The 26,486-nt window shown below is 61.0% G+C and carries 26 protein-coding genes; 15 read left to right on the top strand and 11 right to left on the bottom strand.

Annotation, left to right across the window (positions count from 1 at the left end):
* Positions 1–50 precede the first annotated feature (50 nt).
* The 8 genes from B3F77_RS10375 to B3F77_RS10340 all read left to right on the top strand — a co-directional run bounded on the left by B3F77_RS10375 (position 51) and on the right by B3F77_RS10340 (position 8,312).
* Positions 51–1,853: a GspE/PulE family protein gene (locus B3F77_RS10375; RefSeq protein WP_414702995.1), complete on the top strand. Its 1,803-nt coding sequence runs from the start codon at positions 51–53 to the stop codon at positions 1,851–1,853.
* 152 nt (positions 1,854–2,005) lie between these two features.
* Positions 2,006–2,494 carry a tripartite tricarboxylate transporter TctB family protein gene (locus B3F77_RS10370; RefSeq protein ID WP_293604881.1) on the top strand — a complete coding sequence of 163 codons (489 nt, stop codon included), beginning with the start codon at positions 2,006–2,008 and terminating at the stop codon, positions 2,492–2,494.
* Positions 2,495–2,503: 9 nt separating this feature from the next.
* The gene (locus tag B3F77_RS10365) at positions 2,504–4,015 is read left to right on the top strand and encodes a tripartite tricarboxylate transporter permease (RefSeq protein WP_293604880.1); all 1,512 of its coding nucleotides are present in this window, start codon (positions 2,504–2,506) and stop codon (positions 4,013–4,015) included.
* A gap of 141 nt (positions 4,016–4,156) precedes the next feature.
* The gene (locus tag B3F77_RS10360; RefSeq protein ID WP_293604879.1) at positions 4,157–4,309 is read left to right on the top strand and encodes a hypothetical protein; all 153 of its coding nucleotides are present in this window, start codon (positions 4,157–4,159) and stop codon (positions 4,307–4,309) included.
* 10 nt (positions 4,310–4,319) lie between these two features.
* On the top strand, positions 4,320–5,930 hold the full coding sequence (locus tag B3F77_RS10355; protein ID WP_293604878.1) for a gamma-glutamyltransferase family protein: 1,611 nt from the start codon (positions 4,320–4,322) through the stop codon (positions 5,928–5,930).
* Between the two features lie 39 nt (positions 5,931–5,969).
* On the top strand, positions 5,970–6,881 hold the full coding sequence (locus tag B3F77_RS10350; RefSeq protein ID WP_293604896.1) for a DMT family transporter: 912 nt from the start codon (positions 5,970–5,972) through the stop codon (positions 6,879–6,881).
* Between the two features lie 232 nt (positions 6,882–7,113).
* Positions 7,114–7,908: an SDR family oxidoreductase gene (locus B3F77_RS10345; protein ID WP_293604877.1), complete on the top strand. Its 795-nt coding sequence runs from the start codon at positions 7,114–7,116 to the stop codon at positions 7,906–7,908.
* A 17-nt stretch (positions 7,909–7,925) separates the two neighbouring features.
* A complete protein-coding gene (locus tag B3F77_RS10340; RefSeq protein ID WP_293604876.1) occupies positions 7,926–8,312 on the top strand; it encodes a hypothetical protein in 387 nt (128 codons plus the stop codon).
* A 31-nt stretch (positions 8,313–8,343) separates the two neighbouring features.
* Here B3F77_RS10340 and B3F77_RS10335 read toward each other — a convergent pair whose 3' ends face one another.
* The gene (locus tag B3F77_RS10335; RefSeq protein WP_293604875.1) at positions 8,344–9,243 is read right to left on the bottom strand and encodes a DMT family transporter; all 900 of its coding nucleotides are present in this window, start codon (positions 9,241–9,243) and stop codon (positions 8,344–8,346) included.
* A 200-nt stretch (positions 9,244–9,443) separates the two neighbouring features.
* Between B3F77_RS10335 and B3F77_RS10330 the strand changes: the two genes are divergently transcribed.
* Entirely contained in the window at positions 9,444–10,439 is a 996-nt protein-coding gene (locus B3F77_RS10330; protein WP_293604874.1) for a quinone oxidoreductase family protein, read from the top strand.
* Positions 10,440–10,590: 151 nt separating this feature from the next.
* On the opposite strand, the gene B3F77_RS10325 is transcribed toward B3F77_RS10330, so the two are convergent.
* The 3 genes from B3F77_RS10325 to B3F77_RS10315 form a co-directional block, all read right to left on the bottom strand.
* Positions 10,591–11,466: an ABC transporter permease gene (locus B3F77_RS10325; RefSeq protein WP_293604873.1), complete on the bottom strand. Its 876-nt coding sequence runs from the start codon at positions 11,464–11,466 to the stop codon at positions 10,591–10,593.
* Between the two features lie 11 nt (positions 11,467–11,477).
* Complete coding sequence (locus B3F77_RS10320; RefSeq protein ID WP_293604872.1) at positions 11,478–12,302, bottom strand: ABC transporter ATP-binding protein; 825 nt, start codon at positions 12,300–12,302, stop codon at positions 11,478–11,480.
* Between the two features lie 104 nt (positions 12,303–12,406).
* On the bottom strand, positions 12,407–13,417 hold the full coding sequence (locus B3F77_RS10315) for an ABC transporter substrate-binding protein (RefSeq protein WP_293604871.1): 1,011 nt from the start codon (positions 13,415–13,417) through the stop codon (positions 12,407–12,409).
* Positions 13,418–13,776: 359 nt separating this feature from the next.
* Here B3F77_RS10315 and B3F77_RS10310 point away from each other — a divergent pair, with 359 nt between their 5' ends.
* The 3 genes from B3F77_RS10310 to B3F77_RS10300 are packed head-to-tail and all read left to right on the top strand — an operon-like array spanning position 13,777 to position 16,576.
* Positions 13,777–14,454 carry a response regulator gene (locus B3F77_RS10310; protein WP_293604870.1) on the top strand — a complete coding sequence of 226 codons (678 nt, stop codon included), beginning with the start codon at positions 13,777–13,779 and terminating at the stop codon, positions 14,452–14,454.
* Positions 14,444–15,871: a sensor histidine kinase gene (locus B3F77_RS10305; protein WP_293604869.1), complete on the top strand. Its 1,428-nt coding sequence runs from the start codon at positions 14,444–14,446 to the stop codon at positions 15,869–15,871. The genes B3F77_RS10310 and B3F77_RS10305 overlap by 11 nt, the downstream gene beginning before the upstream one ends.
* Positions 15,872–15,916: 45 nt before the next feature.
* Positions 15,917–16,576 (top strand): DUF1345 domain-containing protein, encoded by a 660-nt coding sequence (locus tag B3F77_RS10300; RefSeq protein WP_293604868.1) that lies wholly within the window; start codon positions 15,917–15,919, stop codon positions 16,574–16,576.
* Positions 16,577–16,585: 9 nt separating this feature from the next.
* Here B3F77_RS10300 and B3F77_RS10295 read toward each other — a convergent pair whose 3' ends face one another.
* Genes B3F77_RS10295 through B3F77_RS10280 form a run of 4 tightly spaced genes read right to left on the bottom strand, consistent with a single transcriptional unit; the run spans position 16,586 to position 19,991 of the window.
* The gene (locus tag B3F77_RS10295) at positions 16,586–16,762 is read right to left on the bottom strand and encodes a hypothetical protein (RefSeq protein WP_293604867.1); all 177 of its coding nucleotides are present in this window, start codon (positions 16,760–16,762) and stop codon (positions 16,586–16,588) included.
* A gap of 10 nt (positions 16,763–16,772) precedes the next feature.
* A complete protein-coding gene (locus tag B3F77_RS10290; protein WP_293604866.1) occupies positions 16,773–17,717 on the bottom strand; it encodes a DMT family transporter in 945 nt (314 codons plus the stop codon).
* Positions 17,714–18,325 (bottom strand): methylated-DNA--[protein]-cysteine S-methyltransferase, encoded by a 612-nt coding sequence (locus tag B3F77_RS10285; protein ID WP_293604865.1) that lies wholly within the window; start codon positions 18,323–18,325, stop codon positions 17,714–17,716. Before B3F77_RS10285 ends, B3F77_RS10290 begins: the two co-directional genes overlap by 4 nt.
* Positions 18,315–19,991 carry a DNA-3-methyladenine glycosylase 2 family protein gene (locus B3F77_RS10280; protein WP_293604864.1) on the bottom strand — a complete coding sequence of 559 codons (1,677 nt, stop codon included), beginning with the start codon at positions 19,989–19,991 and terminating at the stop codon, positions 18,315–18,317. Before B3F77_RS10280 ends, B3F77_RS10285 begins: the two co-directional genes overlap by 11 nt.
* Positions 19,992–20,123: 132 nt before the next feature.
* Here B3F77_RS10280 and B3F77_RS10275 point away from each other — a divergent pair, with 132 nt between their 5' ends.
* Genes B3F77_RS10275 through B3F77_RS10265 form a run of 3 tightly spaced genes read left to right on the top strand, consistent with a single transcriptional unit; the run spans position 20,124 to position 23,930 of the window.
* Positions 20,124–21,509, top strand: coding sequence for a phosphomannomutase/phosphoglucomutase (locus B3F77_RS10275; RefSeq protein WP_293604863.1), 1,386 nt, complete (start codon positions 20,124–20,126; stop codon positions 21,507–21,509).
* Between the two features lie 19 nt (positions 21,510–21,528).
* Positions 21,529–22,551 (top strand): lipopolysaccharide heptosyltransferase I, encoded by a 1,023-nt coding sequence (gene waaC, locus B3F77_RS10270; RefSeq protein WP_293604862.1) that lies wholly within the window; start codon positions 21,529–21,531, stop codon positions 22,549–22,551.
* A complete protein-coding gene (locus B3F77_RS10265) occupies positions 22,548–23,930 on the top strand; it encodes a 3-deoxy-D-manno-octulosonic acid transferase (RefSeq protein WP_293604861.1) in 1,383 nt (460 codons plus the stop codon). Before waaC ends, B3F77_RS10265 begins: the two co-directional genes overlap by 4 nt.
* 26 nt (positions 23,931–23,956) lie before the next feature.
* Here B3F77_RS10265 and B3F77_RS10260 read toward each other — a convergent pair whose 3' ends face one another.
* The 3 genes from B3F77_RS10260 to B3F77_RS10250 all read right to left on the bottom strand — a co-directional run bounded on the left by B3F77_RS10260 (position 23,957) and on the right by B3F77_RS10250 (position 26,447).
* Entirely contained in the window at positions 23,957–25,300 is a 1,344-nt protein-coding gene (locus B3F77_RS10260) for a TolC family outer membrane protein (protein ID WP_293604860.1), read from the bottom strand.
* 73 nt (positions 25,301–25,373) lie between these two features.
* The gene (locus B3F77_RS10255) at positions 25,374–25,745 is read right to left on the bottom strand and encodes a rhodanese-like domain-containing protein (RefSeq protein WP_293604859.1); all 372 of its coding nucleotides are present in this window, start codon (positions 25,743–25,745) and stop codon (positions 25,374–25,376) included.
* Positions 25,746–25,757: 12 nt separating this feature from the next.
* Positions 25,758–26,447, bottom strand: a complete 690-nt coding sequence (locus tag B3F77_RS10250) for a protein-L-isoaspartate O-methyltransferase family protein (protein ID WP_293604858.1) — start codon at positions 26,445–26,447, stop codon at positions 25,758–25,760.
* Positions 26,448–26,486 lie beyond the last annotated feature (39 nt).

Here is a 26,486-nt window from a genome sequence, read left to right as displayed (position 1 = left end):
ACACGGGCTCGTGCTGTGGATGCGGTACATTGCGACTCATGAGTGCAGTCATGCCCCCCAAAACCCCACGGGATCATCAGGCTAAAAAGGTCTCCTCCGCGCCCCATGCCGGCCCGCTGGACTGGCGTCGCCTGGTCGAATGGCTCAGTGAAGACGGCGTCATCAGCAGCGCCGAGGCGCAGCGCACCCTTGCCCGCTGTTCGCAAGTGCAAAGCGCGCAGCATCCCCTGGTCAGGCTGGCCAGTGTCAGCATGACACGTGTGGCCGATGGCAAACCGCTGGATATCGAAACCATTGCCCAGTGGCTGGCCGGCCGCGCAGGCCTCAGCTATTTGAGGATTGACCCCCTCAAGGTGGACGTGGGCAAGGTGGCAGACACCATGTCGGCCGTATATGCCGAGCGGCACAAGGTGTTGCCGGTGAAGGTCACACCTAGCGAGGTGGTGATTGCGACGTCCGAGCCGTTCGTCACGGACTGGGTGTCGGAGATCGAGCGCCAGTCCAAACGCAGCGTGCGTCTGGTGGTGGCCAATCCGCTGGAAATCACCAAGTTCACGGCGGAATTTTTTGCGCTGGCCAAATCCGTCAAGGCGGCGCTCAAGGCGGGCGGAACGTCTGGCTCGGCCAGCTTTGAGCAACTGGTTGAACTGAACAAGAGCAACAAGCAGCTCGACGCCAATGACCAGGGGGTGGTGCAGGTGGTGGACTGGCTCTGGCAATATGCCTTTGACCAGCGCGCCAGCGATATTCATCTGGAGCCGCGGCGCGAGCAGGGCGTGATCCGTTTTCGCATCGACGGCGTGCTGCACCCGGTGTACCAGTTGCCCATGGGCGTGCTGGGCGCCATGACGGCGCGCATCAAGCTGCTGGGCCGTATGGATGTGGTTGAAAAACGCCGCCCGCAGGACGGCCGCATCAAGACACGCAACCCGCGCGGCGATGAGGTGGAAATGCGCTTGTCCACCCTGCCCACTGCATTTGGCGAAAAAATGGTCATGCGTATTTTTGACCCAGACACCACGGTTAAAAATCTCGATGCGCTGGGCTTTTCGCAACACGACGCCGAGCGCTGGGAGCAACTGGTCAAACGCCCCTACGGCATTGTGCTGGTGACCGGCCCGACCGGTTCGGGCAAGACCACCACGCTGTATTCCACACTGAAACGGCTCGCTACCGAAGAGGTCAATGTCAACACGATCGAAGACCCGATCGAGATGATCGAGCCCGCGTTCAACCAGACGCAGGTTCAGCCGCATCTGGATTTTGGTTTTCCCGAAGGGCTGCGCGCTTTGATGCGGCAAGACCCGGACATCATCATGGTGGGCGAGATACGTGACCTGCCGACCGCTGAAATGGCTGTGCAGGCCGCGCTGACGGGCCACCTGGTCTTCAGCACGCTGCACACCAACGATGCGCCCTCTGCCGTATCCCGCCTGATGGAGCTGGGCGTGCCGTCCTACCTGATCAACGCCACCTTGCTGGGCGTGCTGGCCCAGCGGCTGGTACGCACCCTGTGCAGCCAGTGCCGTGAGCCGGACGACAGTGCCTCGCGGGAAACCCTCGCGGAACTGGTCAAACCCTGGCAAATCAGCGGCGGCTACCGGCCCTACAAACCTGTGGGCTGTGTGGATTGCCGCATGACCGGCTTCAGGGGACGGATGGGCTTGTACGAGTTGCTGACGGTGACCGAAGGCTTCAAGGAAAAGGTTTCGAAAGAACCCAATATTGATGCGCTGCGTCAACAGGCAATCACGGAAGGGATGCGCCCGCTGCGACTGGGGGGTGCCCTGAAAGTGGCTGAAGGCCTGACCACCATCGAAGAAATCCTGGCGTCCACCCCCCCGCTTTCCTGAGGTGCTTTCGCCTTTTGGCCCTCCCGCCGAAGTTGCGGCCGGACTTACGGCTTCCTGGCACCGCCGGGCCGTATAGGTGAAAGCCACATGTCCTGCGCCGGTGATTGAATGCACAATCGACCAATTCATTCTTTATATAGAGGAGACAAACCGTGAATATCAAGAGTCAAAAAGACTTTTTTTCCGGGCTCATGTTCATGGGCATCGGCGTGGCATTTGCCTGGGGCGCAACCACCTACAACATCGGCGAAGCCGCCCGCATGGGCCCCGGCTATTTTCCGCTCTGGCTGGGCATCCTGATGACCATTTTGGGGGCGGCCATCACCTTTAAGGCCCTGGTGGTTGAGACCCTGGGCGGCGACAAAATTGGCAAATGGGCCTGGAAGCCGCTGATTTTTATTATTCTGGCCAATCTGGTGTTTGGTGCCTTGCTGGCCGGTTTGCCCAGCATCAATTTTCCTGCGATGGGCATGATTGTGGCCATTTACGCCCTGACGTTCATCTCCAGCATGGCCGAGTCTGGCTGGAAGGTTAAGGCCACCTTCATTCTGGCCACCGTGCTGGCCGTTGGCAGTTATATCGCTTTTGTGCTTGTGCTCCAGCTGCAGATTGCCGTGTGGCCCACCTTCATCACCGGCTAAGGAAAAAAAATGGATCTGATTTCACATTTGGCGCTGGGTTTTGGCGTGGCGTTCACGCCGATTAACCTGTTGTATGCCTTTATCGGCTGCCTGCTGGGTACGCTGATTGGTGTGCTGCCTGGCATCGGCCCGGTAGCTACCATTGCCATGCTGCTGCCAGCTACTTACGCGTTGCCCCCCGTTTCTGCGCTGATCATGCTGGCCGGTATTTATTACGGCGCGCAATACGGCGGGTCCACCACGGCCATTCTGGTGAATCTGCCCGGTGAGACTTCATCGGTGGTCACTTGTATCGACGGTTACCAGATGGCGCGAAAAGGCCGGGCCGGGCCTGCGCTGGCCGCGGCGGGTCTGGGCTCGTTCTTTGCGGGTAGCGTTGGCACGCTGATTCTGGCGGCGTTCGCGCCTCCGCTGACCGAACTGGCTTTCAAGTTTGGCCCGGCTGAATATTTTGCGCTGATGGTCCTCGGCCTGATCGGCGCCGTGGTGATGGCTTCCGGCTCGCTGCTCAAAGCGGTTGCGATGATTGTGCTGGGCCTGCTGCTCGGCCTGGTCGGCACCGACGTCAATTCGGGTGTTGCACGTTTCAGTTTTGACATTCCCGAGCTGACCGACGGCATCGGCTTTATTGTGATTGCCATGGGCGTGTTCGGTTACGGTGAGATCATCAGCAATCTGGCGCAGCCGGAGCATGAACGCGAGGTATTCACCGCCAATGTGACGGGCCTGTTTCCCACGAAGCAGGATTTCAAGGACATGGCACCCGCGGTACTGCGCGGTACCTTCCTGGGTTCTGCTCTGGGCATTCTTCCCGGCGGTGGTGCGGTGCTGGCAGCGTTCGCAGCCTACGCGCTAGAGAAAAAAATCAAGATGAAGCCCGGCGAAGTTCCCTTCGGCCAAGGCAACATCCGCGGCGTGGCTTCGCCAGAGTCGGCCAACAACGCCGGTGCGCAGACCTCGTTCATTCCGCTGCTCACGCTGGGTATTCCGCCCAACGCCGTGATGGCCCTGATGGTGGGCGCCATGACGATTCACAACATCCAGCCGGGTCCGCAGGTCATGACCAGCAACCCCGAACTGTTCTGGGGCCTGATTGCCTCGATGTGGATCGGCAACGCGATGCTGATCATTTTGAACCTGCCGCTGATTGGCATGTGGATCAAGCTGCTGACGGTGCCTTACCGCTACCTGTTCCCGGCGATTGTGCTGTTCTGTGCGATTGGGGTTTACACCACCAACAACAACACGTTTGACGTGTGGATGGTCGGCGGTTTTGGCGTGATCGGTTACCTATTTCTCAAGCTGGGCGTTGAACCCGCGCCTTTGCTGCTGGGCTTTATTCTGGGCCCCATGATGGAAGAAAACCTGCGCCGGGCGCTGCTGCTGTCGCGTGGTGACTGGAGCGTGTTTGTGACGCGTCCCCTGTCGGCTGGGCTGCTGGCAGCCGCTCTGTTGCTGCTGGTGGTTGTGCTGATGCCTTCGGTCAAGCACAAGCGCGAGGAGGCTTTTGTGGAAGACTGAACATAGGCTGCCACCTGGGTTCTCAATGGCACTTTCGGGTGCCGTTTTTCATGGCGTCAGCGCCATGGGGCGTCCATAGCCGTGCGGTAACTTCCGTGCGTCACAATGGCAGCAACGAGGTTTTGCATGGTGTGGTGGTCCATGCGCAAGCTGCACCGCAAAATCGTTGAACAGCAAACCCAAGAAACCTGGAATCCGATGAAACCTGGACATCTCTTGAGCCTGCTGCTGGCAGGCTCGTCTCTGTCGCTGCTCCTGCCGGCAGCTGCCCAGCCGTATCTCAACCGACTTTGACAGGTCACCCATGAACTTCAACTTCAGCAATCCTTACCCCTCCACCCGACTTCCCCTGTTTGCCCGCAATGTCGTGTCCACCTCCCACCCGCTGGGGGCGCAGGCCGGCTTGCGCATGATGCTCAAGGGCGGCAATGCGGTAGACGCGGCAATAGCGGCGGCGGCGGCCATGACCATCGTCGAGCCGGTCAGCAACGGCTTGGGCAGCGATGCCTTCTGCATTTTGTGGGATGGCAAGGAGCTCCACGGGCTGAACGCATCGGGGCGCGCACCGCAGAGCTGGACGCCCGAGTACTTCAAGCGCAAATACGGCGCGGAGGCCCGCACGCCACCCAAACGCGGCATGGATGCCGTGACGGTGCCGGGTGCCGTGGGCAGCTGGGTTGCACTGAGTGAGCGCTTTGGCAAGCTGCCGTTCGCCGACCTGATGGAGCCCGCCATTGAAATTGCCGAGCGCGGCTACCTGCTGCCGATCGTGGTGCAGCAGAAGTGGGCCGCCGCTACGGCTGAACTGCAATCGCAGCCCGGGTTTGCCGGGGCCTTCTTGCCCTGGGGCCGGGCGCCCAAGGTGGGTGAACTGTTCCAGTGCAAGGCCGCGGCCAAAGCGCTGAGGGCCATTGCAGAGAGCAAAGGCGCCGCGTATTACGGCGGCGCCATCGCCCAGGCCATTGAAAGATTTTCTGCGCAAAACGGCGGCAGCATCACCGCCAGGGATTTTGAGGCCTACCAGCCCGAGTGGGTCCAGCCCATCGCCAAAGACTACCGCGGCTACACCCTGCACGAGATTCCCCCCAATGGCCAGGGCATTGCAGCGCTGATTGCGCTGGGCATTCTGGATCAATTCGACGTGGCGGGTCTGCCGGTCGATGGCGTGGATTCCCAGCATGTGCAGATCGAAGCCATGAAGCTGGCGTTTGCCGATGTCTATAAATATGTCGCCGAGCCCTCGTCCATGGAGGTGACACCCGCGCAAATGCTCGATGACGCCTACCTCGCAACGCGCGCCAAACTCATAGACATGAACAAGGCGCAGGATTTCGGGGCGGGCAATCCGGTCAAGGGCGGCACGATTTACCTGACTGCGGCGGACGAGGACGGCATGATGGTGAGCTTCATCCAGAGCAACTACATGGGCTTTGGCTCGGGTTGTGTCGAGCCCGAATTTGGCATCAGCCTGCAAAACCGCGGCCATGGCTTCAGCCTGCAGGCCGGTGCCAACCAGGTTGCACCGGGCAAGCGTCCTTTTCACACCATCATCCCGGCCTTCCTTAGCAAAGACGGCCAGCCCGTGATGAGCTACGGCGTGATGGGTGCCAACATGCAGCCGCAGGGCCACATGCAGACGCTGGTGCGCATGCTGGACTACCGCCAGAGCCCGCAGGTGGCCTGCGACGCGCCGCGCTGGCGCTACAACGCTGGCTTGGAGATCAACGTCGAAGCCGCAATGAACCCGCAGGCGCTACAAGGCCTGGCAGACCGCGGCCACCGGGTCGAAGTCATCAACGACTCCTACCAGGACTTTGGCGCCGGCCAGTTCATCTGGCGCGCCGGCAACCCCAAAGTCGAAGGCTACGTGGCGGCGAGCGACGCCCGTCGTGATGGGCAGGCCGTGGGTTTTTAAGAATACATCTTGAGCAATAGTTCAGAACAAAAAGTACCTATAGCCCAGGAGGGACGGGAACAAGCAGCTACAAAAAGCATAGCGCCAGGCTTGCTGCTCGCCACCTTCGGGGCGATTGCGTTCAGTGGCAAGGCGATCATCGTCAAGCTGGCTTACCGCTACGGCGTCGATGCCGTCACGCTGATCATGTACCGCATGCTGTTTGCGCTGCCGTTTTTTGCCATGATGGCCTGGTGGGCCAGCCGGGGCAAAGCACCTCTCACGCGCAAAGACTGGCTGGGGGTGCTCTGGCTCGGATTCACCGGCTACTACCTGGCCAGCTTTCTGGACTTTGCCGGGTTGGCATACATCAGCGCCTCGCTGGAGCGCCTGATTCTGTACCTCAATCCCACGGTGGTCTTGCTGCTGGGGCTGGGGCTGTACCAGCGACGCGTGAGGGCGCGGCAGATCATCGGCATGGCCATCAGCTACTGCGGGGTGGTGCTGGTATTTGGCCACGAGATCACGCTGCAAGGCGCCGATGCGGCCTGGGGTGCGCTGCTGGTCTTCCTGAGCGCGGTCAGCTATGCGGTTTACCTGGTTTACAGCGGCGAAATGGTCGGGCGTCTGGGCTCCTTGCGGCTGGTGGGACTGGCAACTACCGTTGCTTGCCTGCTCTGCATCCTGCAGTTCGTGGTGCTCAGGCCCCTGAGCGCTGCTCTAGTCGCGCCTGAGGTGATCTGGCTGTCCGTTCTCAACGCCACCTTGTGCACGGCCGCGCCCGTGCTGATGGTGATGATGGCGATCGAGCGTATTGGTGCCAGCCTGGCCGCGCAGACCGGCATGGTGGGCCCCATGTCCACCATCCTGATGGGGGTGGTTATTTTGGGCGAACCTTTCACCGCCTGGCTGGCCGCGGGTACAGTGCTGGTGATCGCCGGAATTTTTGTGTTTACCAGAGCGGGCCGTTAGGGAATGTTGCCCCCACGCTCTCGTGTCTCCGTTCGTCCTGAGCTTGTCGAAGGATGCCTCCCGAGGGGTCTGAACTTGCTTGGGGCGGCCTGGCGCTGCGTTCGCTCGCCCCTACGCTTTTCACTGCATGTAATATGCTGCCCCCCTAGGGCATTAATTTTTCCAGGGGCGGCCCCTCGAAAAATTGTGGCACTTACTCTTTCCCGTTAATTTTTTTCATCAAGGATATCGTATGGATTTAGGTATTGCCGGAAAATGGGCGCTGGTGTGCGGTGCCAGCAAAGGGTTGGGCCTCGGCTGCGCGCAGGCGCTGGTGCGCGAGGGCGTCCATGTGCTGATCGTGGCGCGGGGCGCCGAGGTTTTACACGCTGCTGCTGCGAAATTGATAGCTGACAACGCCCGTCCCGCAAGCGCTAGCGTCCAATTTGTTTCGGCGGACATCACCACGGTGGAAGGCCGCGCCGCCGTCTTTGCGGTGCGCAAGGACTTCGACATCGTGGTCACCAACGCGGGCGGCCCGCCGCCTGGCGATTTCCGCGACTGGGACCGGGACGCGTGGATCAAGGCGTTGGACGCCAACATGCTGACACCGATCGAACTGATCAAGGCCACCGTGGACGGCATGGCGGCACGCGGTTTTGGCCGTGTCGTCAACATCACCTCCAGCGCCGTCAAGGCACCGATCGACATTCTGGGTCTGAGCAACGGCGCGCGCAGCGGCCTGACGGGCTTTGTCGCCGGTGTGGCGCGCAGCAAGCTCGCTTCTCAGGGGGTTACGCTCAACAACTTGCTGCCGGGCGCGTTTGATACGGATCGCCTGAGAGTCACCATGAGCGGCGCAGCTCAAAAAACCGGACAGTCGCTTGATGCCGTCATGGATGCGCGCCGCAAAAAAATCCCCGCCCGGCGTTTTGGCACACCCGAAGAGTTCGGCGCCATTTGTGCTTTCCTGTGCAGCATGCAGGCCGGTTACATGACTGGTCAGAACGTGTTGGCTGATGGCGGGACGTATCCCGGTACCTATTGAGCGGGCATGCCTGTCTCATGAGCATTTACCACCTCAACTACCTGGACTTCGACTACAGCGAGGACACCGACGGCATCGGCACTTTCGACGCGATGACCTCGACCTGGCCGGAGCAGGTGGCTGCCGTGCAGGACGAGATCGTCCAGGTGCTGGACTGGGCCTACACGATGTTTGTGGGCATCCGTGGGCCGTTGGGCGAGGGGGGAGACTGGGACTTCGACCTGCAGGGCCAGCAGGAGTTCACGGCCCCGCAGCACATCGAGTACGACGCCTCCGCGCGCCGGTTCTCGGTGCACATCGGGCCGGTCGGCAGGCCGCGGCACACGGTGACCCTGTCGATCAGCGGCACCAGCGGGTTCTGCGCCGCGTTCAGGCAGCAGTTCGGTCTGGATGGGCAGACATAGCGACGCGTGCAGTGGCAAGCGTGCAGGCTATTCACCGCCGCGATGACACCACAATCCCGCCCACAATCAGCACAAACGCCAGCGCGTGGTAAAGATGCGGCAATTCCCCCAGGAAGGCCGCTGACAGCAGGGCTGCAAACAACGGTGTGAGGTTGGAGAAAAAGCCGGCGATGGCCGGTCCGACGCGCTGCACGCCCATGCCCCAGCAGCGGTAGGCGATCACCGCGGGGCCGACGGCGATAAACAGCAAGGCTGCAGCTAATGGCCAGCCCCATGTGATGTGCGCATCCGTCAGCGCCCATTCGCTGCCTGCAAATAAACCGGACCAGCCCAAGCCAAAGACAATTTGCGCCATCAGGAAGGCGGCCCAGTCCTGGCGGATTTCGGGCGGCTCCTTAGGTTGCGACAGCAGCCAGCTGTAAAACGCCCAGGCCAGGGTCGCCACCAGCACATAGATATCGCCAGGCACCAGCCGGACTTCTGCCAGCATGGCCCACTGGCCTCGTGACAGCACCACGAGCACGCCGGCAATCGATAGCAAAGCCCCGGCGATCTGCTGGCGTGAAACGCGCTGGCCGAAGCAGAGCCCTCCGACCGCGAGCATCCAGACCGGTACACTGGACGCCACCAGCGTCACGTTGAGCGGGGTGGACGTTTTCAGTGCCAGGTATTGCAGGGCGTTGTAGCAGCCCACGCCCAGCAAACCCAGCAATGCAAAGCGCTTCCAGTTCGGCCACATGGCGCTGCCCGGCCGCAGTACCCGGTGGGCCAGTGGCAAAAGAATCACAAAAGCCAGCGCCCAGCGCAGAAAATTAAGCGTCATGGGCGGAACCAGCCCAGTGACGAGGCGGCCCACTACCGCGTTGCCCGCCCAGAGTAAAGGAGGAACCACCAATAGCAGGGCGGTGGCGGGTGTCAGGCGTTGTTTCATGCCCGGGACTTTACCAAGTCGCCCATGAATCCGCGCTGCGGGCCACCTTTCAGCCCTTGGCAACAGCAGCTTAATTCGATTCATGGCACCATGACGGCCAGTCGCTCTTACTGTTCAATTTCATCGATTCACTGATTCACTGATTCACCGACAACCGACAACCGACAACCGACAACCGACAAACTACAAGGAAACCCATCATGACCCCCATCATCTCCAAAGCCGTGCGCATTGACCAGCACGGTGGCCCCGAAGAACTCAAGATCGTCGAGGTGCAGGTGGGCGAGCCCGGCCCCGGCGAGATTCGCATTCGTCACAAGGCCATAGGCCTGAACTTCATTGATGTCTACCAGCGCAGCGGCTTGTACCCGCTGCCCATGCCGCTGCAGTTGGGCATGGAAGCGTCGGGCGTGGTCGAAGCCGTAGGGGCGGGCGTGACGCACCTCAAAGCGGGCGACCGCGCCGCATATGCCAGCCAGCCACCGGGTAGCTACTGCGAGGTGCGCGTGATGCCCGCCAAGTGCGTGTGCAAGCTGCCGGATGCGATTTCGTTTGAGACGGGCGCGGCCATGATGCTCAAGGGCCTTACCGCGCAATACCTGCTGCGCCGCACGCAGCCGCAGGGCGGGCTGAAGGAAGGCGACTTTGTGCTGTTTCACGCGGCCGCTGGCGGCGTGGGTCTGATCGCCTGCCAATGGGCCAAGGCCATGGGCCTGCAGCTGATCGGCACCGCGGGTTCTGATGAGAAATGTGCACTGGCCAAGGCGCATGGTGCGGCCTTTGTCATCAACTATGCGAAAGAGGATTTTGTGGCGCGCGTGAAGGAAATTACCGGCGGCCAAGGCGTCAAGGTGGTGTATGACTCGGTAGGCAAGGACACCTTTGACCGTTCGCTTGATTGCCTGCGCCCCCTCGGCCTGATGGCGAGTTTTGGCAATGCCTCTGGCCCGGTCGCGCCATTCTCGCCCGGCATCCTGGGCACCAAAGGCTCACTCTACCTGACGCGCCAGACGCTGTTCAGCCACATCACCACGCGAGAATCCACGCAGGAGATGGCCGATGAGCTGTTTGATATGGTCACCAGCGGCAAGGTGAGCATTCGCATCGACCAGCGCTTTGCTCTGGCCGATGTGGCCGAAGCCCATCGTGCCCTTGAAGCCCGTAAAACCACGGGTTGCACCATCCTCACGCTTTAACGGCGCATGATTTGCACCGTGTTGCCGGTCTGTCCAGTCCTGTTTGGATAAAACGCGCTCCTGGGGTATTCTGCTCAAGGAGGGCGGTCGTTGAGCGTCGTATGCTCAACGACCGGGTTTTAAAACAAGCCTGTCCGTGGTTCCTGCGGTGTCATTGGGTGTCTTGCAAGGGAGCAGGTCGCCATTTGGCCAGACGATTTTCGATCAGGGTCATCGAATATTCCGCTGCGAGCGCAACCACCATGATGATGACGATGGCTGCATACATGCCAGCGGCGTCAAACGAACCCTTGGCAACATTGATAAGCAGACCGATGCCGTAGCGTGCGCCCACAAATTCGCCCACAATGGCGCCCACGATGGCAAAGCCGAAGCTCACGTGCAGCGAGGCAAAAATCCAGCTCATGGCGGAGGGAATAATGACGGCGCGGGTGAGCTGCCAGTCCTTGGCGCCCAAAATTTGCGCATTGGCCAGCAGGTTACGGTCCGCTTCGCGCACACCCTGGAAGGCGTTGGAAAAGACAACGAAGAAAACCATCACAAACGACAGCGCTACTTTCGACGTCAGTCCCAAGCCGAACAGCATGATGAAGATTGGCGCCAGGACGACCCGCGGCACCGAGTTGATTACCTTGATATAGACCGAAAAAATATCGGACAGCATGCGGTTGCGGCCGAGTGCTATGCCGGCGACGATCCCGCCAAAGGCTCCGGTGAAGAATCCGAGCAGCGATTCTTCCATGGTCACCCACAGGTGGAACCAGAGGGGTCCTTCCGAGGTGCCTTCGGTGATCCATTCATAGAGTCGAAAGACGATGGCGGAAGGCTTGGAAAAAAAGAATTCATCTATCAGCTTGGTACTGGCCAACAATTCCCATCCACCCAAGAACACCACCAGGATGAAATACCGCCAGAAGTAAACGGTCTGGTTTCGTTTGCGCGCGGCACGCACGGCGGCGGCTTCGATTTCCGCATCAGACGTGCCGGGCTGGAACAGGATGCCGGGAAGGAGTGTTGTATCGGTCATGGCGTATTTCCTCAGGCCACAAGGGCTTCTTGGCGCGCTGCGCCGCGCTGCACCTCATCACGCAGGTCTTCCCAGATGGTGTGCGCAATGTCAATAAAGGCCTTGTCGTAACGAATCTCGCTTACAACACGGGGCCGTGGAATGTCAATGGCGTACACCGACTTCACCGTTGCCGGGCCGGCCGTCAGGACGTACACCTTGTCGGCCAGGGCGATGGCCTCCTCAAGATCATGGGTGACAAAAACCACGGATGCCTTGGCCTGGGACCAGAGGCGCAATAGTTCTTCATGCATCAGGACGCGGGTTTGCACGTCCAGCGCGGAAAAGGGCTCATCCATCAGCAGAATCTGTGGTTCATTGATAAAGGTCTGGGCGAGTGAGACCCGCTTGCGCATTCCCCCCGAGAGCTGGTGCGGATATTTCGATTCGTGATCGGAAAGATTGACGCGGGCGAGCCATTGCCGTGCACTTGCGTAGGCTTGACTTTCGGGTACGCCACGAAAGAGCGGGCCGGCCACGACGTTGTCAATGACGCTGCGCCATGGAAACAGGGCGTCTGTCTGAAAGACAAAGCCGATGCCGGGATCGATGCCCGTCACGGGCCCACCCATCACGCGTACTTCGCCGCTGGACGGTTTGGTCAGGCCGGTGACCAGATTGAGCGTGGTCGACTTGCCGCAGCCCGTGGGGCCCACGACAGCGACGAATTCGCCACGGGCAACCGTCATATTGAAATCCCGCAGCGCTGTCATTGACTTGCCGTCGGGGGTGAGAAAGCGTCGGCTCACATTGATGAGCTCAATCGCTGGGCTGGTGGGCTTGGAGACTTCGGACATAAATTTTCCGTATGCCAGAGGGCACTCTGGCATTGAGTTTTTGATACGCTGACCAGTGCCAGGCGATGACCATGCAACCCTCATCGCCTGGCCCGGTCAGTGGCTTACTTTGCGTTCTTGACGAACTCGGTCGTGAAGGTTTTCGACAGGTCAACGGTTTTGCCCTTGACGTTTTTGGAGAAACCGGACAGAACGGCAAGCACCGTCTCGGGGCCGCCAGCCGGCATCACACCATCGGGCGTGAACATGCCTTTTCCATCGGCGAGAGCCTTGATATAGCCCTCCTTGTCACCTACGTAGAAGTCTTTGGGCATTTTTTCGGCGATCTCGGCAGCGCTGTGCGTGTTGATGTATTTCAGGGTCTTGACGAAGGCGTTGGCCAGCTTCTGGACCGTCGGCTTGTTCTTTTCAACCCAGTCGGTGGACATGTACAGCGAGGCTGCGGGATAGGTGCCGCCTAGCGCCTGTTTGGTTTTTTCGATCGAACGCATATCGATCAGTACACGCGCTTCGCCGGTCTTCAGCAGCCGCGAGATGGTGGGCTCGGTGGTCATGCCGGCCTGAATCTTGTCTTGCTGCATGGCTGCAATGAAAGTCGTACCAGCGCCCACCGGAATCGATGTGAATTCACCGAGCGGAACGCCGGACTTCACCATCAGATACTGGCTCAGGAAATTGGTGGAGGAACCCAGGCCGGTGACGCCCAGACTCTTGCCCCTGAGGTCGGCCATGGATTTGATTTCAGGGTGCTTGGTTGAGACCAGCTCGACTTCGCCCGGTGCCTGGCTGAGCTGCACCACGGACATCACATACTTTCCCTTGGTCTGCAGGTCCACGCAGTGATCGTAAAAACCGACAACGCCTTGCACGGCGCCGGCCAGCATCTCGTTTTCAGCGTCCACGCCGGCACCTTCATTGAGCAATTCCACTTCAAGCCCTTCGGCCTTGAAGTAGCCCAGTCCTTCGGCGAGCTTGGCGGGCAGGTAAATATGCTTTTCATAACCACCGATCATGATGGAAACCTTGTCGGCCGCAAAAGCGGCGGATGTACTCAAAAGCGTTGCGGCGAGGGCCACTGAAGTCAGCAGGGCGCGTTTGACTGGTTTTGCGTTCATATCATCTCCTGGTTGTAATGTGCAGGCATGCCTGCTGCGATGTGGGTAACTTTTCGCTGATGAGCTTTCCATCTCTGGTGCACCACAGAAAAATCTGTTTTGGAGCTCGATCGACAGGTAGCGTAAGAGACCGTAGCTTTCCGTTGGCTTTCAATCTTGTGGGATTAGGGAAAGTACGGGGGTGACGATGAAGGCGGATGAACGGTCCGGCAAGCCGTAGGTTTGATTTTGGCGATAGGGGCGTACCCGCATTGAAGTGGCCCTACTATGATCCGGGTAGCCTGCATCTTGCCTTTGCCATCCAAATGAAAAATCCGGCCGGAGCGGTTTTGTTCAGAGCGTGAACCCAATTTTTAAATATGCGAATTTTGCTGGTTGAAGACAACAAGGTCCTGGCAGCCTGGCTCAGGCGCACGCTGCGCAAGGAGCAGTACACCGTTGACTGGATTGACAATGGCGCTGATGCGGACTTTGTGCTGCGCTCCGAGACCTACAGTCTGGTCCTACTCGATCTGGCGCTGCCAAAGCTCGATGGCAAGGAGGTGCTCAAGCGGCTTCGTGCGCGCAACGACAACACGCCGGTATTGATTCTGACGGCTAACAACACGATTCAAAGCCGTGTCAGCGAACTGGACCACGGTGCAGATGATTACATGGCCAAGCCTTTCGAGGTTGAGGAGCTGGAGGCGCGGATTCGCGTACTGCTCAGACGCTCTTCCAGGCTCGCCAATCCGCTGCTTGTCTGTGGTGACCTTCACTACGACACCAATACGAGGGAATTCAAGCTGGCCCAGACAAGCCTTTCACTCACACCACGCGAGCGTGCAGTCCTGGAGGTCCTGATGACCAGGGCAGGGACGACGGTGTCCAAGCAGGCTTTGGCGCAAAGCCTGTTTTCGATGGATGAAGAGGTTTCCGCCGATGCGATCGAAATCTATGTCCATCGCCTGCGAAAGAAACTTGAAAAGAGTGTCGCCAAGATCGTGACGCTGCGGGGGCTGGGCTATCTGCTGCGTGAGGTGGCAGATGTTCCGTAGCCTGCGCGCCAAGCTGCTGGGGTGGGTACTGTTGCCGCTGGCCAGTGCTGTAGCGGTTGATGCCTGGACCACCTACGGCAATGCGCTGGACACCGCCTCGGTGGTACAGGACCGTTTGCTACTGGGTTCCGCGCGCAGCATCGCAGAGCAGATCAGTTTTGAGGATGGCTCCTTTCAGAACCAGATTCCGCCCGCCGCACTGGAGCTGTTCCAGTCCAGTCAACCTGACCGAATCTACTACCGCGTGACGACCGGCGCGGGTCACCTGCTGTCAGGCTACACCGGTCTGGCCAGGCCGTCAGTCGCATTGCAGGCCGAGTCGCCTTACTTCTTTAACTCATCGATGCGCGAAGCGCCAGTACGGGTCGTGGCGCTCCTGCAGCCGGTGATCGGGGACCCGAACGCCCGGCCTGTCATGGTGGAAGTGGCGCAAACCATGCATGGTCATCAACAACTGGCCCATAGCCTCTGGATGCATGCGGTCCGTCAACAGCTGCTTATTCTGGCGCTTGCTGCCGTGTTCATTTTGTTTGGGCTGAATCGTGGACTGCGGCCTTTGCTCCAGCTGCGTAATACCGTCAGCGCTCGTGTGCCGGGCACCTTGCAACCGATAGAGTCAAAGGGCATGCCGGCAGAGCTGGCGCCCCTGGTCGACTCCATCAACGACTACATCAGACGGCTGGAAGAACACGCTGGCGCCCAGAGCATTTTTATCCAGAATGCCGCGCACCAGCTGCGCACTCCGTTTGCGCTATTGAACACGCAGCTCAGCTATGCGATGCGGGCCACTGATGATCAAGGTCGGGTTGAATCATTGAAAGCAGCGCGCCGCACCCTGCAGCAGGCGGTGCGATTGGTGAACCAGTTGTTGACCTTGTCTGCCGCTGAAGCGCTTGCCTCAAACTCTGAGGCAGACCCGGTTACACCGAACAACCTGGCCGTCGTTGTTCAGGAAGTGTTTGAAAATCTGGCCGCCCAGGCGCAGACCAAGGACATCGATCTGGGATTTGAAATGACAGGTGACTCAAGCACGGTCAAGGCGCATCCGGTTGCCATTAAAGAAATGGTGATGAACTTGGTCGATAACGCCATCCGGTATACCCAAGCGGGAGGCATCGTAACGGTTCATGTCGATTCAGTGGAAGGCAGAACGACACTGATCGTGGAAGACAACGGTCCGGGCATTCCTGTTGAGTGCAGGGAACGGGTATTCGAGCGTTTCTACCGGATCCATGACCGCGATTCCAACGGCAGCGGCCTCGGACTGGCCATCGTCCGCGAGTTTGCCTCCAAAGCCGGCGCACAGGTGAGTCTTTCAACGCCCGCAACCGGTATCGGGCTCGCAGTTGTGGTGGAATTTGCCTGGCAGTCTGATCATCTGGCGTCGGCACAAGCACACAATCAGCACTCAACATAATGTCGTCGCGACACGCTGAAGGATATTGCCATCACAATCAACGCCATGCGTAAACACCTTTCCGAAACCACCGGCCCACAGCGCCTGGGCTACGGATTGTTGGCTGGCTTGGCCACAGCGGCGCTGCCCATGCCGCTGGCATGGCAGTTTCGCGGGCTCTTGGGGTGGTGTGTGGGCATTTCCGTCTACCTGATGCTGGCCTGGTGGCTGTGTGCGCGCTTTGATTCAAATCGGACACGTGCGCGGTCCCAGGCGCAGGATGAGCCCAGTGGGGTGCTTTTTCTGCTGATGCTGCTGGCAACGACGGCTTGCGTGGCGGCCATTACCGTCATGATGCAGCAGTCCCGGGACCTCTCGGGCATGCTGCGCACGTTCCATATTGTGTTGTCCATGGCAGCGTTGGCCGCCTCCTGGCTTTTCATTCAGACCATGTTTGCGTTTCGCTATGCCCACCGGTATTACCAGGAAGAGAACCTGAGAGATCCGGATGGACCAGGCCTGCGGTTTCCCGGTGGTCTTGATCCGGACTATTTTGATTTTCTGTATTACGCCCACGTGGTCGGCATGACCTCGCAGGTGTCCGATGTGCAGGTGACCTCGCGCGAGATGCGTCGGCTCACACTGGTGCACGGTGTACTTTCCTTTGGCTTCAACATGTTGATACTGGCGCTCAGCATCAATTTGGTGGCTGGCGCCCTGCAGTAAATCAACTTATCACTGATCAGGCAGCTGCTTTTTCAAGGCCATTTTTTCAGCGCGCCGGAGGGCCGCTTGCGACTTGCGGTGCGCGCCCGCCTTGCGCCGGGAGGCGGGTGCCACCAGCGGGTTTCTGGGCTTGGGTGCCGTCAGCTTCAGTTTCAGTTTCCGTTTGGTTTTGCGTGCAGAACTCATGGTGCTCCTGTTATCGTTTTAGTGTACGGTCGCGCCCCAGCCTCAAGAGCCCGGTGGACAGCGCTGTGCCGCACACAATCACACCGGCGCACACCACCATCCACGGCGTGACCGCTTCCCCGAGAAACAGCACGCCGTACAACACGGCAAACACCGGCACCAGAAATGTCACTGACAGCGCGCGCGCCGGACCGGCGTTTTCAATCAGGTGGAAAAAGACGATATAGGCCAGCCCGGTGCACATCACGCCGACAGCCAGCAGCGCCAGCCAGGCCGAACTGCCCGGCATGCGCGCCGGCCACAGCCACAGTGCCGGCAAGGTCAGGCCCAGCGTCGCGCCAATCTGGCTGCCCGCGGCGGTCACCAGCGGCGGCAAGCCTGAAAGATAGCGCTTGGTGTAGCTGGCCGAAATGCCGTAGCACACGCAGGCCAGCAGGCAGGCCAGTACGGCCCAGCCGGGCGCCACGCCCGAGGCATCCGGCTTGAAGCTTGCTTTGTCCCAGGCGAGCAGCGCCACACCGGCAAAGCCGATGACCAGCCCCAGCACGCGCGAGGCATTGGGTTTGTCCTTCAGCCAAGCCCAGGCAATCAGCGCGCCAAACATCGGCACCGTGGCGTTGAGAATGGCTGCCAGCCCGGTGCTGATGGACAGCAGTGCAAACGAAAAACAGGCAAACGGAATGCCGGAGTTGAGCAGGCCGATGAAGAAAGTCCGCCGCCAGTGTTTTTTGAGTTCCGGCAACAAGCCGCGCAGCCACACGATGGGCAGCAGGAACCCAGCCGCAATCGCCACGCGCACGGCGGCCGTCGGCAGTGGGCCAAACTCGACGGTGCCGATGCGCATGAAGAGAAATGAAGAGCCCCAAATGGCCGCCAGCAACACGAAATCGGTGCCCCAGGGCTTGGGGCTGGCAAGGGTGGCGGGCGCTGCGAGTCCCGAAGACCTGGAACTCAAAGCAGGGTCTCCTGAAGTGCACCTTCAAGCTTGAGCAAGGCGGTTTTGCGATCCAGCCCGCCGGCGTAGCCGGTGAGCGAACCGTTTGCGCCCATCACGCGATGACACGGCACGATGATGCTGACCGGGTTGCGCCCGACCGCGGCGCCCACGGCCCTGACGGCGGTCGGTTTGCCAATGCGACGACTCACTTCACCGTAGCTCGCGGTGCGGCCATACGGGATGGCCAGCAGCGCCTGCCACACCGATTGCTGGAAGGCCGTGCCGCACGCCAGATCCAGCGGCACCTCAAAACGGTTGCGCTGCCCCGCGAAATACTCGGCGAGTTGCTGGCTGACATTTTTGAGCACCGGGTGTTCGGGATCGGCGGGCCAGAGGGTATGGCCCCCCCGCTTTTCACTTCGTGTAATACGCTGCCCCCCGAGTGGGCTGTGTTTGCTCGGGGCGGCCCTTAGCGGCGCACTTTGGTCTGGCCCTCCCAACTCCGGCGGCAGGTGTCGCTGACCTTCAAACCAGAGCCCGGCCAGGCCTTTGGCCGTGGCCGCGATGATCATGGTCCCCAGCGGACTTTGGAAAGTGGTCTGGACGATGGGGGTGTCAAATTTCATGGTGCTCACCTTGAGTGTCTCTTCTTTGTTCGGCGCCTGTTTTTTGCGATTTTATGGAGTGTTTTATAGCGTTGGACCTTGCAGGACGGGTTCGAGTAGCTATCAATTCAGTAGTAACTGCTGATGTCGCCAATGTTGCTGCGGTTGGCGCTATTGTGGGCGGTGTGGCGGGCCCGGCGCCCAGCGTCCCGCTCCAGGCGCGAATGACGGCATAGCTGCGCCACGGTTTCCAGGCGGCCGATGCCAGCTCGGCTTGCCTGGCCGGATTTTTCAGCGCCTGCACGCCCAGCGCCTTGTGCAGCGCGACATCGCCAGCCGGAAATGCATCGGGCCAGCGCAGGGCACGCATGGCAATGTACTGCGCCGTCCAGTCGCCGACGCCGGGCAGCTCTTTCAGCATGGCAAGGGTGGCATTGACATCGGCGCCGCCATGCAATTGCAGGCGCTTTTCCGCCACGGCCTGGGCAATCCCGACAATGGCGGCCTGGCGCTGCTTGACAATGCCAAGCTGGCCCAGCGCGTCGCCGCTGGCAGCGGCCAGCACTGCAGGTGCGGGAAACAGGCGAGTCAGCTGCGGCCAGGGTGTAGCTAGCGGCTCGCCAAAGCGGTCCACCATGCGCTGCGCCAGGGTGCGGGCCGCTGCCACCGTGATCTGCTGGCCCAGCACTGCGCGAACGGCCAGCTCATAGCCATCCAGCGCTCCGGGCACGCGCAGCCCGTCGCCGCCGGGAAAGCTGGCATGCAGCACGCTGTTGATGGCGGCCGGGTCGGCATCCAGATCGAACATCGCACGCACCCGGCGGATCACCAGTGGCAACACTTCAAGCAGGGAGTCGCTGACACGCAGCACCAGTTGGGAACGTGCTTCGTCAAAACTGGCCAGCAACCAGCCGGCCTGAACTTTGCCGCCAGATTCAACACGTAATGTCCTTCCAATGGCCGGTTGATGGGTATCGGTAGCTATAAATTCAATAGCATTGATGCATCGCTTGCTGAAAAATCCAAGCAGGGCCGCGATGTCGTAAGGCGGGCGGTAGCCGAGCCGGATGGTGAGGTTATCGCCTGAACGGTCAGCGCCCTGGCGCCGCAATTGCGTCGGGTTGAGTTTGTAGTGCGCCACGAACGCGGCATTGAAGCGCCGAACGCTGGCGTAGCCGCTGATCAGGGCGACTTGTGTAATCGGCATAGTCGTGTCGGCCAGCAATTGCTTGGCAGTCAGCAGCCGCCGTGTCTGCAGGTACTGCATGGGCGACACCCCAAACTGTGCCTCGAAAATCCGCCGCATATGGCGGTCGCTCACGCCCAGCCGTGCGGACAGCTTGTCGACCGAGGGCGCGGCGTCGGCCCAGCCCTCGGGCTCATCGAGCAGGCGGGCGGCCTGGTGCGCCAGGATGTAAGACGCGTCCTGGATAGACCACACCACCGAATGCGGCGCCAGCTCGGGCCGGCAGCGCAGGCAGGGGCGAAAACCAGCCTGCTCGGCTTGCGCCGCATGACGGAAAAAGCGGCAGTTTTCACGCTTGGGGGTTTTGACGCTGCAGACCGGCCGGCAGTAAATGCCGGTGGAGGTCACGCCGGTAAAAAAGCTGCCGTCAAAGCGTGCGTCCCGCGCCTTCAGGGCGAGGTAGCAGTCGCTATCGGCGAGGGGAGCGGTTTCAGTCGTCATGGGGAAATGATACGCCGGACAGGCCTTTGGACTAGCCGTTTTCGGACATGTCCCTGAAGCCGTCCATGAGACCGGTTGGAGGAGGGGCGACGCCTACAATCGATTCAATCCCACTTTCACCGAGGCTCTCCCATGCAAGTCAACGCATCCATTTTCAAGGCCTATGACATTCGCGGCGTGGTGCCGTCCACCATCAACGAAGAGCTAGCCGTTGCCCTTGGAAAAGCCTTTGGCACCATCGCGCTGGCAGAAGGTGAGACCACCGTGGCGGTGGGCCGTGATGGCAGGCTCAGCGGACCCGGCCTCTGCGCGGCCCTGGCACGTGGCCTTGCGGCGGCGGGTGTGAATGTGATCGATGTCGGCAGGGTCACCACGCCCATGCTTTATTTTGCGGCCAGCACGCTGGCCACTTCGGGCATCCAGGTCACCGGCAGCCACAACCCCAAGGACTACAACGGCTTCAAGATGGTGCTGGCGGGGCGCGCGATTTACGGCGAAGACATCCAGGCGCTGCGCCGCATGATGGAATCCGAATCCTGGGTGTTGCCGGGTACTTCAGGCGTCATCAGCCGTGTGGATGTGGAGCCAGCCTATCGTGAGCGCATCGTCTCCAGCATCAAGCTGTCGCGCCCCCTGAAAATCGTCATTGATTCGGGCAACGGCATTGCCGGTGCATCAGCCCCCGCGATTTTTCGGGCGCTGGGTTGTGAAGTCACTGAACTGTTCAGCGAAGTCGACGGCAATTTCCCCAACCACCACCCCGACCCGAGCAAGCCGGAGAATTTGCAGGACCTGATTCGCGCCTTGCAAAGCGGCGATGCCGAGCTGGGCCTGGCCTTTGACGGTGACGGCGACCGGCTGGGCATTGTGACCAAGGACGGTCAGAACATCTACCCCGACCGGCAAATGATGCTGTTTGCCCGCGACGTGCTGTCGCGCGTGCCGGGCGGCACGATCTTGTTTGACGTCAAATGCTCGCAGCGTCTGGCGCCCGAGATTGAGGCGGCCGGCGGTGTGCCGATGATGTACAAAACCGGCCATTCGCTGATCAAGGCCAAGATGAAAGAAGTCAACTCGCCGCTGGGTGGCGAGATGAGCGGGCACATCTTCTTCAAGGAGCGCTGGTACGGCTTTGACGACGGCACGTATGCCGGCGCGCGCCTGCTGGAGATTGTGAGCCGGGTGCCGGACGCGGGCGCCTTGCTCAACGGCCTGCCCACCAGCTTCAGCACGCCTGAGCTCAACGTCGCCTGCAAAGAGGGTGAGCCCCACACGGTAGTGGAGGCGCTGATCAAGGCGGCTTCTTTCCCTGCACCCGCAAAAATTTCCACCATCGACGGCGTTCGCGTGGACTGGCCGGACGGTTTTGGCCTGATCCGGGCCTCCAACACCACGCCGGTGCTGGTGCTGCGTTTTGAAGGCCATACGCAAGAGGCGCTCCACCGCATCGAGGCCGACATGCTCGCCTTGCTGCGTAGCGTGAAGCCCGACGCGAGTATTGCAGCCGCAGCGCATTGACGCTTTAACGCGTGGCTCTGTGAAGATTCTGTTGGTCAAGCTGTCGTCGCTGGGCGATGTGGTTCATGCCCTGCCGGTGGTGCAGGACATCCGTGCGGCCTTGCCCGGTGCGCAGATCGACTGGGTGGTGGAAAAATCGTTTGCTTCATTGCTGGCGCGCTGCCCGGGCTTGCACCGCATCATTCCCTGCGAAATCAGGCGCTGGCGCAAGTCGCCCTTGGCGGCGGCGACGCGACGGGAATGGCGGGCCTTCCTGGCGCAGTTGCAGCAGGAGGCCTACGATGCCGTCATCGATCTTCAGGGCCTGACGAAATCCGCCGTGGTGGCCAGGCTGGCGCAACTGGCGCCCGGCGGCAAGCGTTACGCGCTGGCCAACCAGACCGATGGTTCGGCTTACGAGGCGCCGACACGCTGGGTGGCTGACGTGGCCATCCGCATCGCACCGCACACCCATGCCGTGCAGCGCTCGCGTGAGCTGGCGGCGCGGGCGCTGGGCTACACGCTGCAGTCGGCCCCGAATTTTGGATTAAAAGTGCCTCTAGCCCAGGAGGTACGGGTGCAGTCAGCTCCTGAAAAGATAGCTAACCGGGTGGCCTTCGTGCATGGCACGTCGCGCACCGACAAGGAGTGGCCGCTGAGCCACTGGATAGCGCTCGGCCAGCGTCTGAATGCGGCGGGTTATCAAGTCGCTTTGCCGCATGGCAGTGCCAGTGAGTTGCTGACAAGTCGGGCGATTGCTGATGCCCTGAATGAACGCGAGCCCGCCAGCGCCATCGTTTGGCCCTTGCTGGCGCTCGATGCCTTGACCGAGGAGCTGGCGCAGTGCGCGGGCGTGATCGGTGTCGACAGCGGCGTGAGCCATGTCGCCGTGGCGCTGGATTTGCCGCATGTGCAGCTCTACAACTTTGACACCGCCTGGCGCACCGGGCCTGACACAGGAGGGCGGCAGGTCAGCGTGTTTGCGCAACCCACTCCCACTGTGGAGGCCGTCTGGCAAGCCTGGCTGGCATGTCGTGCGGTCCACCGTCAAGCCGCCGCATGAATGCCCTGGCCCTTCGCATTTATTCACTGCTGATGTGGCTGGTGCAACCGCTAATGCGACGCAAACTGGCGCGCCGGGGTCGGCAGGAGCCGGGTTACCTGGTGGCGATGGACGAGCGTTTTGGTCATTACACCCAGGAGGCGGAAAGCGTTTCGGAATTGGTCTGGGTGCATGCCGTTTCGCTGGGCGAGGCGCGCACGGCGGCGCTGTTGCTCAAAGCATTGCGCGCGCAGCATCCGGACTTGCGCATTCTGCTCACGCATGGCACGGCCACCGGTCGTGCCGAGGGCGTGGGCCTGTTGCAGCCGGGTGATGTGCAGGTCTGGCAACCGTGGGACAGCCCGGCCGCCGTGGCCCGGTTTTTCTACCACTTCAAGCCGCGGCTTGGGCTGCTGATGGAAACCGAAATCTGGCCCAACATGATGGCCGCCGCCCAAGCGCGCGCCATGCCGCTGGTGCTCGTCAATGGCCGCTTGTCTGAAAAATCGCTGCAACAGGCGCTGCGCATGGCGCCTTTGTCACGCCCGGCCTACGGAGCGCTGTCGGCGGTCTATGCGCAGACCGAGACCGATGCCCAGCGCTTTCGCCAGCTGGGCGCCACGGTGGCGGGTGTGTTTGGCAACCTCAAATTTGACGCCACGCCCGACGCCCGCCAACTCGCGCAGGGCCAAGCGTGGCGGCAGGCGGTGGCGCAACCGGTGCTGATGTTTGCCAGCTCGCGGGACGGTGAAGAAGACGAATTTTTTAAGGAAATAAGTGCTGTAGCCAAAGCAGCGCGGGCGCAAGCAGCTATTAATACGGTAGCAGAAAGCCAGTCTGAAGCGGTCCCGGCAGGACGCTTCAAGGCGCTGATTGTGCCGCGCCACCCACAGCGCTTTGGCGACGTGCAGGCGCTGGCTGAACAGCAGGGCTTGCGGGTTTCGCGCCGCTCAGCGTGGGCGGCTGGGCCGGCTGAGAGCATGGATGCGATGCAGGCCGATATCTGGCTGGGAGACTCGCTGGGCGAGATGGCGCTGTATTACGGCTTGAGCGATGTGGCCTTGCTGGGCGGCAGCTTTGCACCGCTGGGCGGCCAGAACCTGATTGAGGCCGCCGCCTGCGGCTGCCCCGTGGTGATGGGTCTGCACACCTACAACTTTGCCGAGGCCGCCGAGCTGGCCGAAGCCTCAGGCGCGGCCCGCCGGGTGGCGGGTCTGCCGCAAGCCGTGCAGGCGGCGCTCCTGCTGCTGGGCGACACGCAGGCGCAGGTCAGCGCCGTGTCGGCAAGCCTGGCGTTTGCGGCGCGAAACCGGGGTGCGACAGCGCACACCCTCAATGCCTTGCGGCCTTTTCTGCAGGGCGTCGCTGCAAAGTCTCAGGTTGCGGCCGCGCTTGCGTAGATTTTCGCCGGTATTCCCGCAGGGGTTTACTTGACCAGCAGCGCGTTAATCAGTAGTAAATCCTCAGGCGTCAGGGTGCCGCTGGCCTGGCGCAGCTTGAGGTTGCCCAGCAGCACGTTGTAGCGTGCCTGCGCCAGATCGCGCTTGGTCTGAAAGAGCTGGCTTTGCGAGTTGAGCACGTCGATATTGATGCGCACACCAACCTGGTAGCCGAGCTTGTTGGCATCGAGTGCGCTCTGGCTGGACAACTCGGCCGCCTCCAGCGCTTTCACCTGCCCCTCGCCTGACAGCACGCCGAAGAAAGCGGTGCGGGTGCTCAGGGCCACCGTGCGCCGTGCGCCTTCGAGGTCGCTACGCGCCTTGTCTTTCAGCGAGAGCGTTTCCCGGATGCGGTTTTGCGTCGCAAATCCTGCAAAAAGAGGGACATTGAGAAGCAGGCCAACGTTGCCTGTGTTTGCGCGGGTGGACACGCCGTTTTGCGCCGTGCTTGAGGGGTTGCGGGTGACGTTGTAGCTGGCGACAACGTCCAGCGTGGGCTTGTGGCCGGCTTCCGCCTTTTTTACTTCAAGCTCGGCGATGTCCAGCCCGCTTTGGGCCTGGCGAATACTGGGATGCACCGTTTCCGACTGCTGCACCCAGGCGTTGACATCGGCCGGCAGCACGGGCGGCAAATTCACCGGGACCAGCAGGCCTTTGGGCTGTGCTTCGTTTTGGCCGACGAGCGTATCGAGGGCGATTTTCTTGACGCGCAGGTCGTTCTCGGCTGAAATTTCCTGGGCTATCACCAGGTCGTAGCGGGCCTGCGCTTCGCGCGTGTCGGTGATGGTGGACGTGCCCACTTCGAAGTTACGCTTGGCGAAAGCCAGTTGTTCATCCACCGCTGATTTTTGCGCCTGCACAAAGGTCAGCGTGTCCTGCGCGGCCAGTACGTCAAAATAAGCCTGGCTGGTGCGCACGATCAGGTCCTGCTCGGCCACTTCAAGTTGCGCCTTGGCCAGATCCACCTGCTTGAGGCCCTGCCTGTAGGTCGCCCAATTGGCAGGCCGGTACAGCGGTTGCGCAGCGCTCAGCGTGGCGTTTTCCGTGTTGAAACTGTTGTCTATCGGCGGGTTGGTGTTTTCAAAACCGGTGCGTGACACGCCCGCGGCAAGGCCTGCGGTCGGCAGGATGCCGGCCTTGGCCTGGTCGGCCCTGGCGAGATTGGCGTCGTATTGCAGCTTGGCCGATTGGTAGGTCGCATCAAAGGCACGGGCTGAGTCATACAGCTCCACGAGACTCTGGGCCTGCGCCATGGGGGCAACAGCCATCAGCACCGAAGCGATCGCCATCGACAAGGGCAGTAGCGCCGGCAGTTTCTTGGGCGTGGTCATAAGGGTCCTGAAGAAATTTAGAACAAATTAACGAGTCAGCAAATGAAAGTCAAGCGGTCAAATCAAACGTGCATCAGTAAATCGGCACCGACGGGTCCACCTGCTGTGACCAGGCGTTAATGCCGCCCTGCAGGTTGACGACTTTGCTAAAGCCGCTTTGCATCAAATAATTGGCCACCTGCAGGCTGCGCATTCCGTGGTGGCACAGGCAGGCAATCGGCTGGCCGGTGCCGAGTGCGTTCTGCAGTTCGGCGAGGCGCTCCGGAATCTCGCGCATGGGAATGTGCACCAGCGTGAAACCATCTTCCTTGACCGATGCCGTCTGCAATTCCCAGGGTTCGCGCACATCGAGCACCACGGGCAGGGCAGCGGTCGCAGCCCCTTCAAAGGCGCTGGCGTTGTCACGCCAGGCGGCGAAGTGGGAGGGACTCAATTGGGAAATCATCAGCACACGCTTTCAGAAGACGAATTTCGAAGGCTCGGGGAAATTGAGCAGTCGCGGCGCCACGGTGTCCCAGGCCTGCGTCGTGCGCCAGGCGTCTTCGGCCACACGCGTGATCAGGGTGGCCCGCATCATCGGCTCAAAACCGACGATGGCGCTTAGGCGCCCGCCGACCTTGAGCAGGGAAAGCAGCGAGGCAGGTACTTCAGCGACCGAGCCGCTAAGCACAATCACGTCAAAAGGGCCACGCAGCGGGTCGTTGCCGGAGACGGCTTGCGCCAAGTTGGCGGCGCCGTCGCCGGTGCGCACTTCGCAGTTGTAGACGCCCGATTTTTGGAGGTTATCGCGAGCGGTCTGGGCCAGTGAAGCCTCAATCTCAAGCGTGATCACTTGCTGCGCGCGGTGGGCCAGCAGCGCGGCCATGTAACCCGAGCCGGCGCCGATCTCCAGCACTTTTTCATGCTTTTGCACTGCCAGATCCTGCAGGATGCGGGCTTCGACCTTGGGAGACAGCATGCACTGGCTGGGGTTTTGCTGCGGCGGCAAGGGGATTTCCATGTCCATAAACGCCTGCGCCTTGTGGGCAAGCGGCACAAAATCCTCGCGCTTGACCACGGCAAGCAGAGAAAGGACCTGACTGTCCAGCACTTCCCAGGGGCGGATTTGCTGCTCAATCATGTTGAAACGGGCTTGTTCGTAGTTCATGGTGGACCTGTTGGAGTGTGGTGGGAGAGAGGAAAAGGA

The organism is Polaromonas sp. UBA4122, from assembly GCA_002381615.1.
Taxonomy (GTDB): Bacteria; Pseudomonadota; Gammaproteobacteria; order Burkholderiales; family Burkholderiaceae_C; genus Polaromonas.
This window is presented reverse-complemented; position numbering and strand designations above follow the sequence as displayed.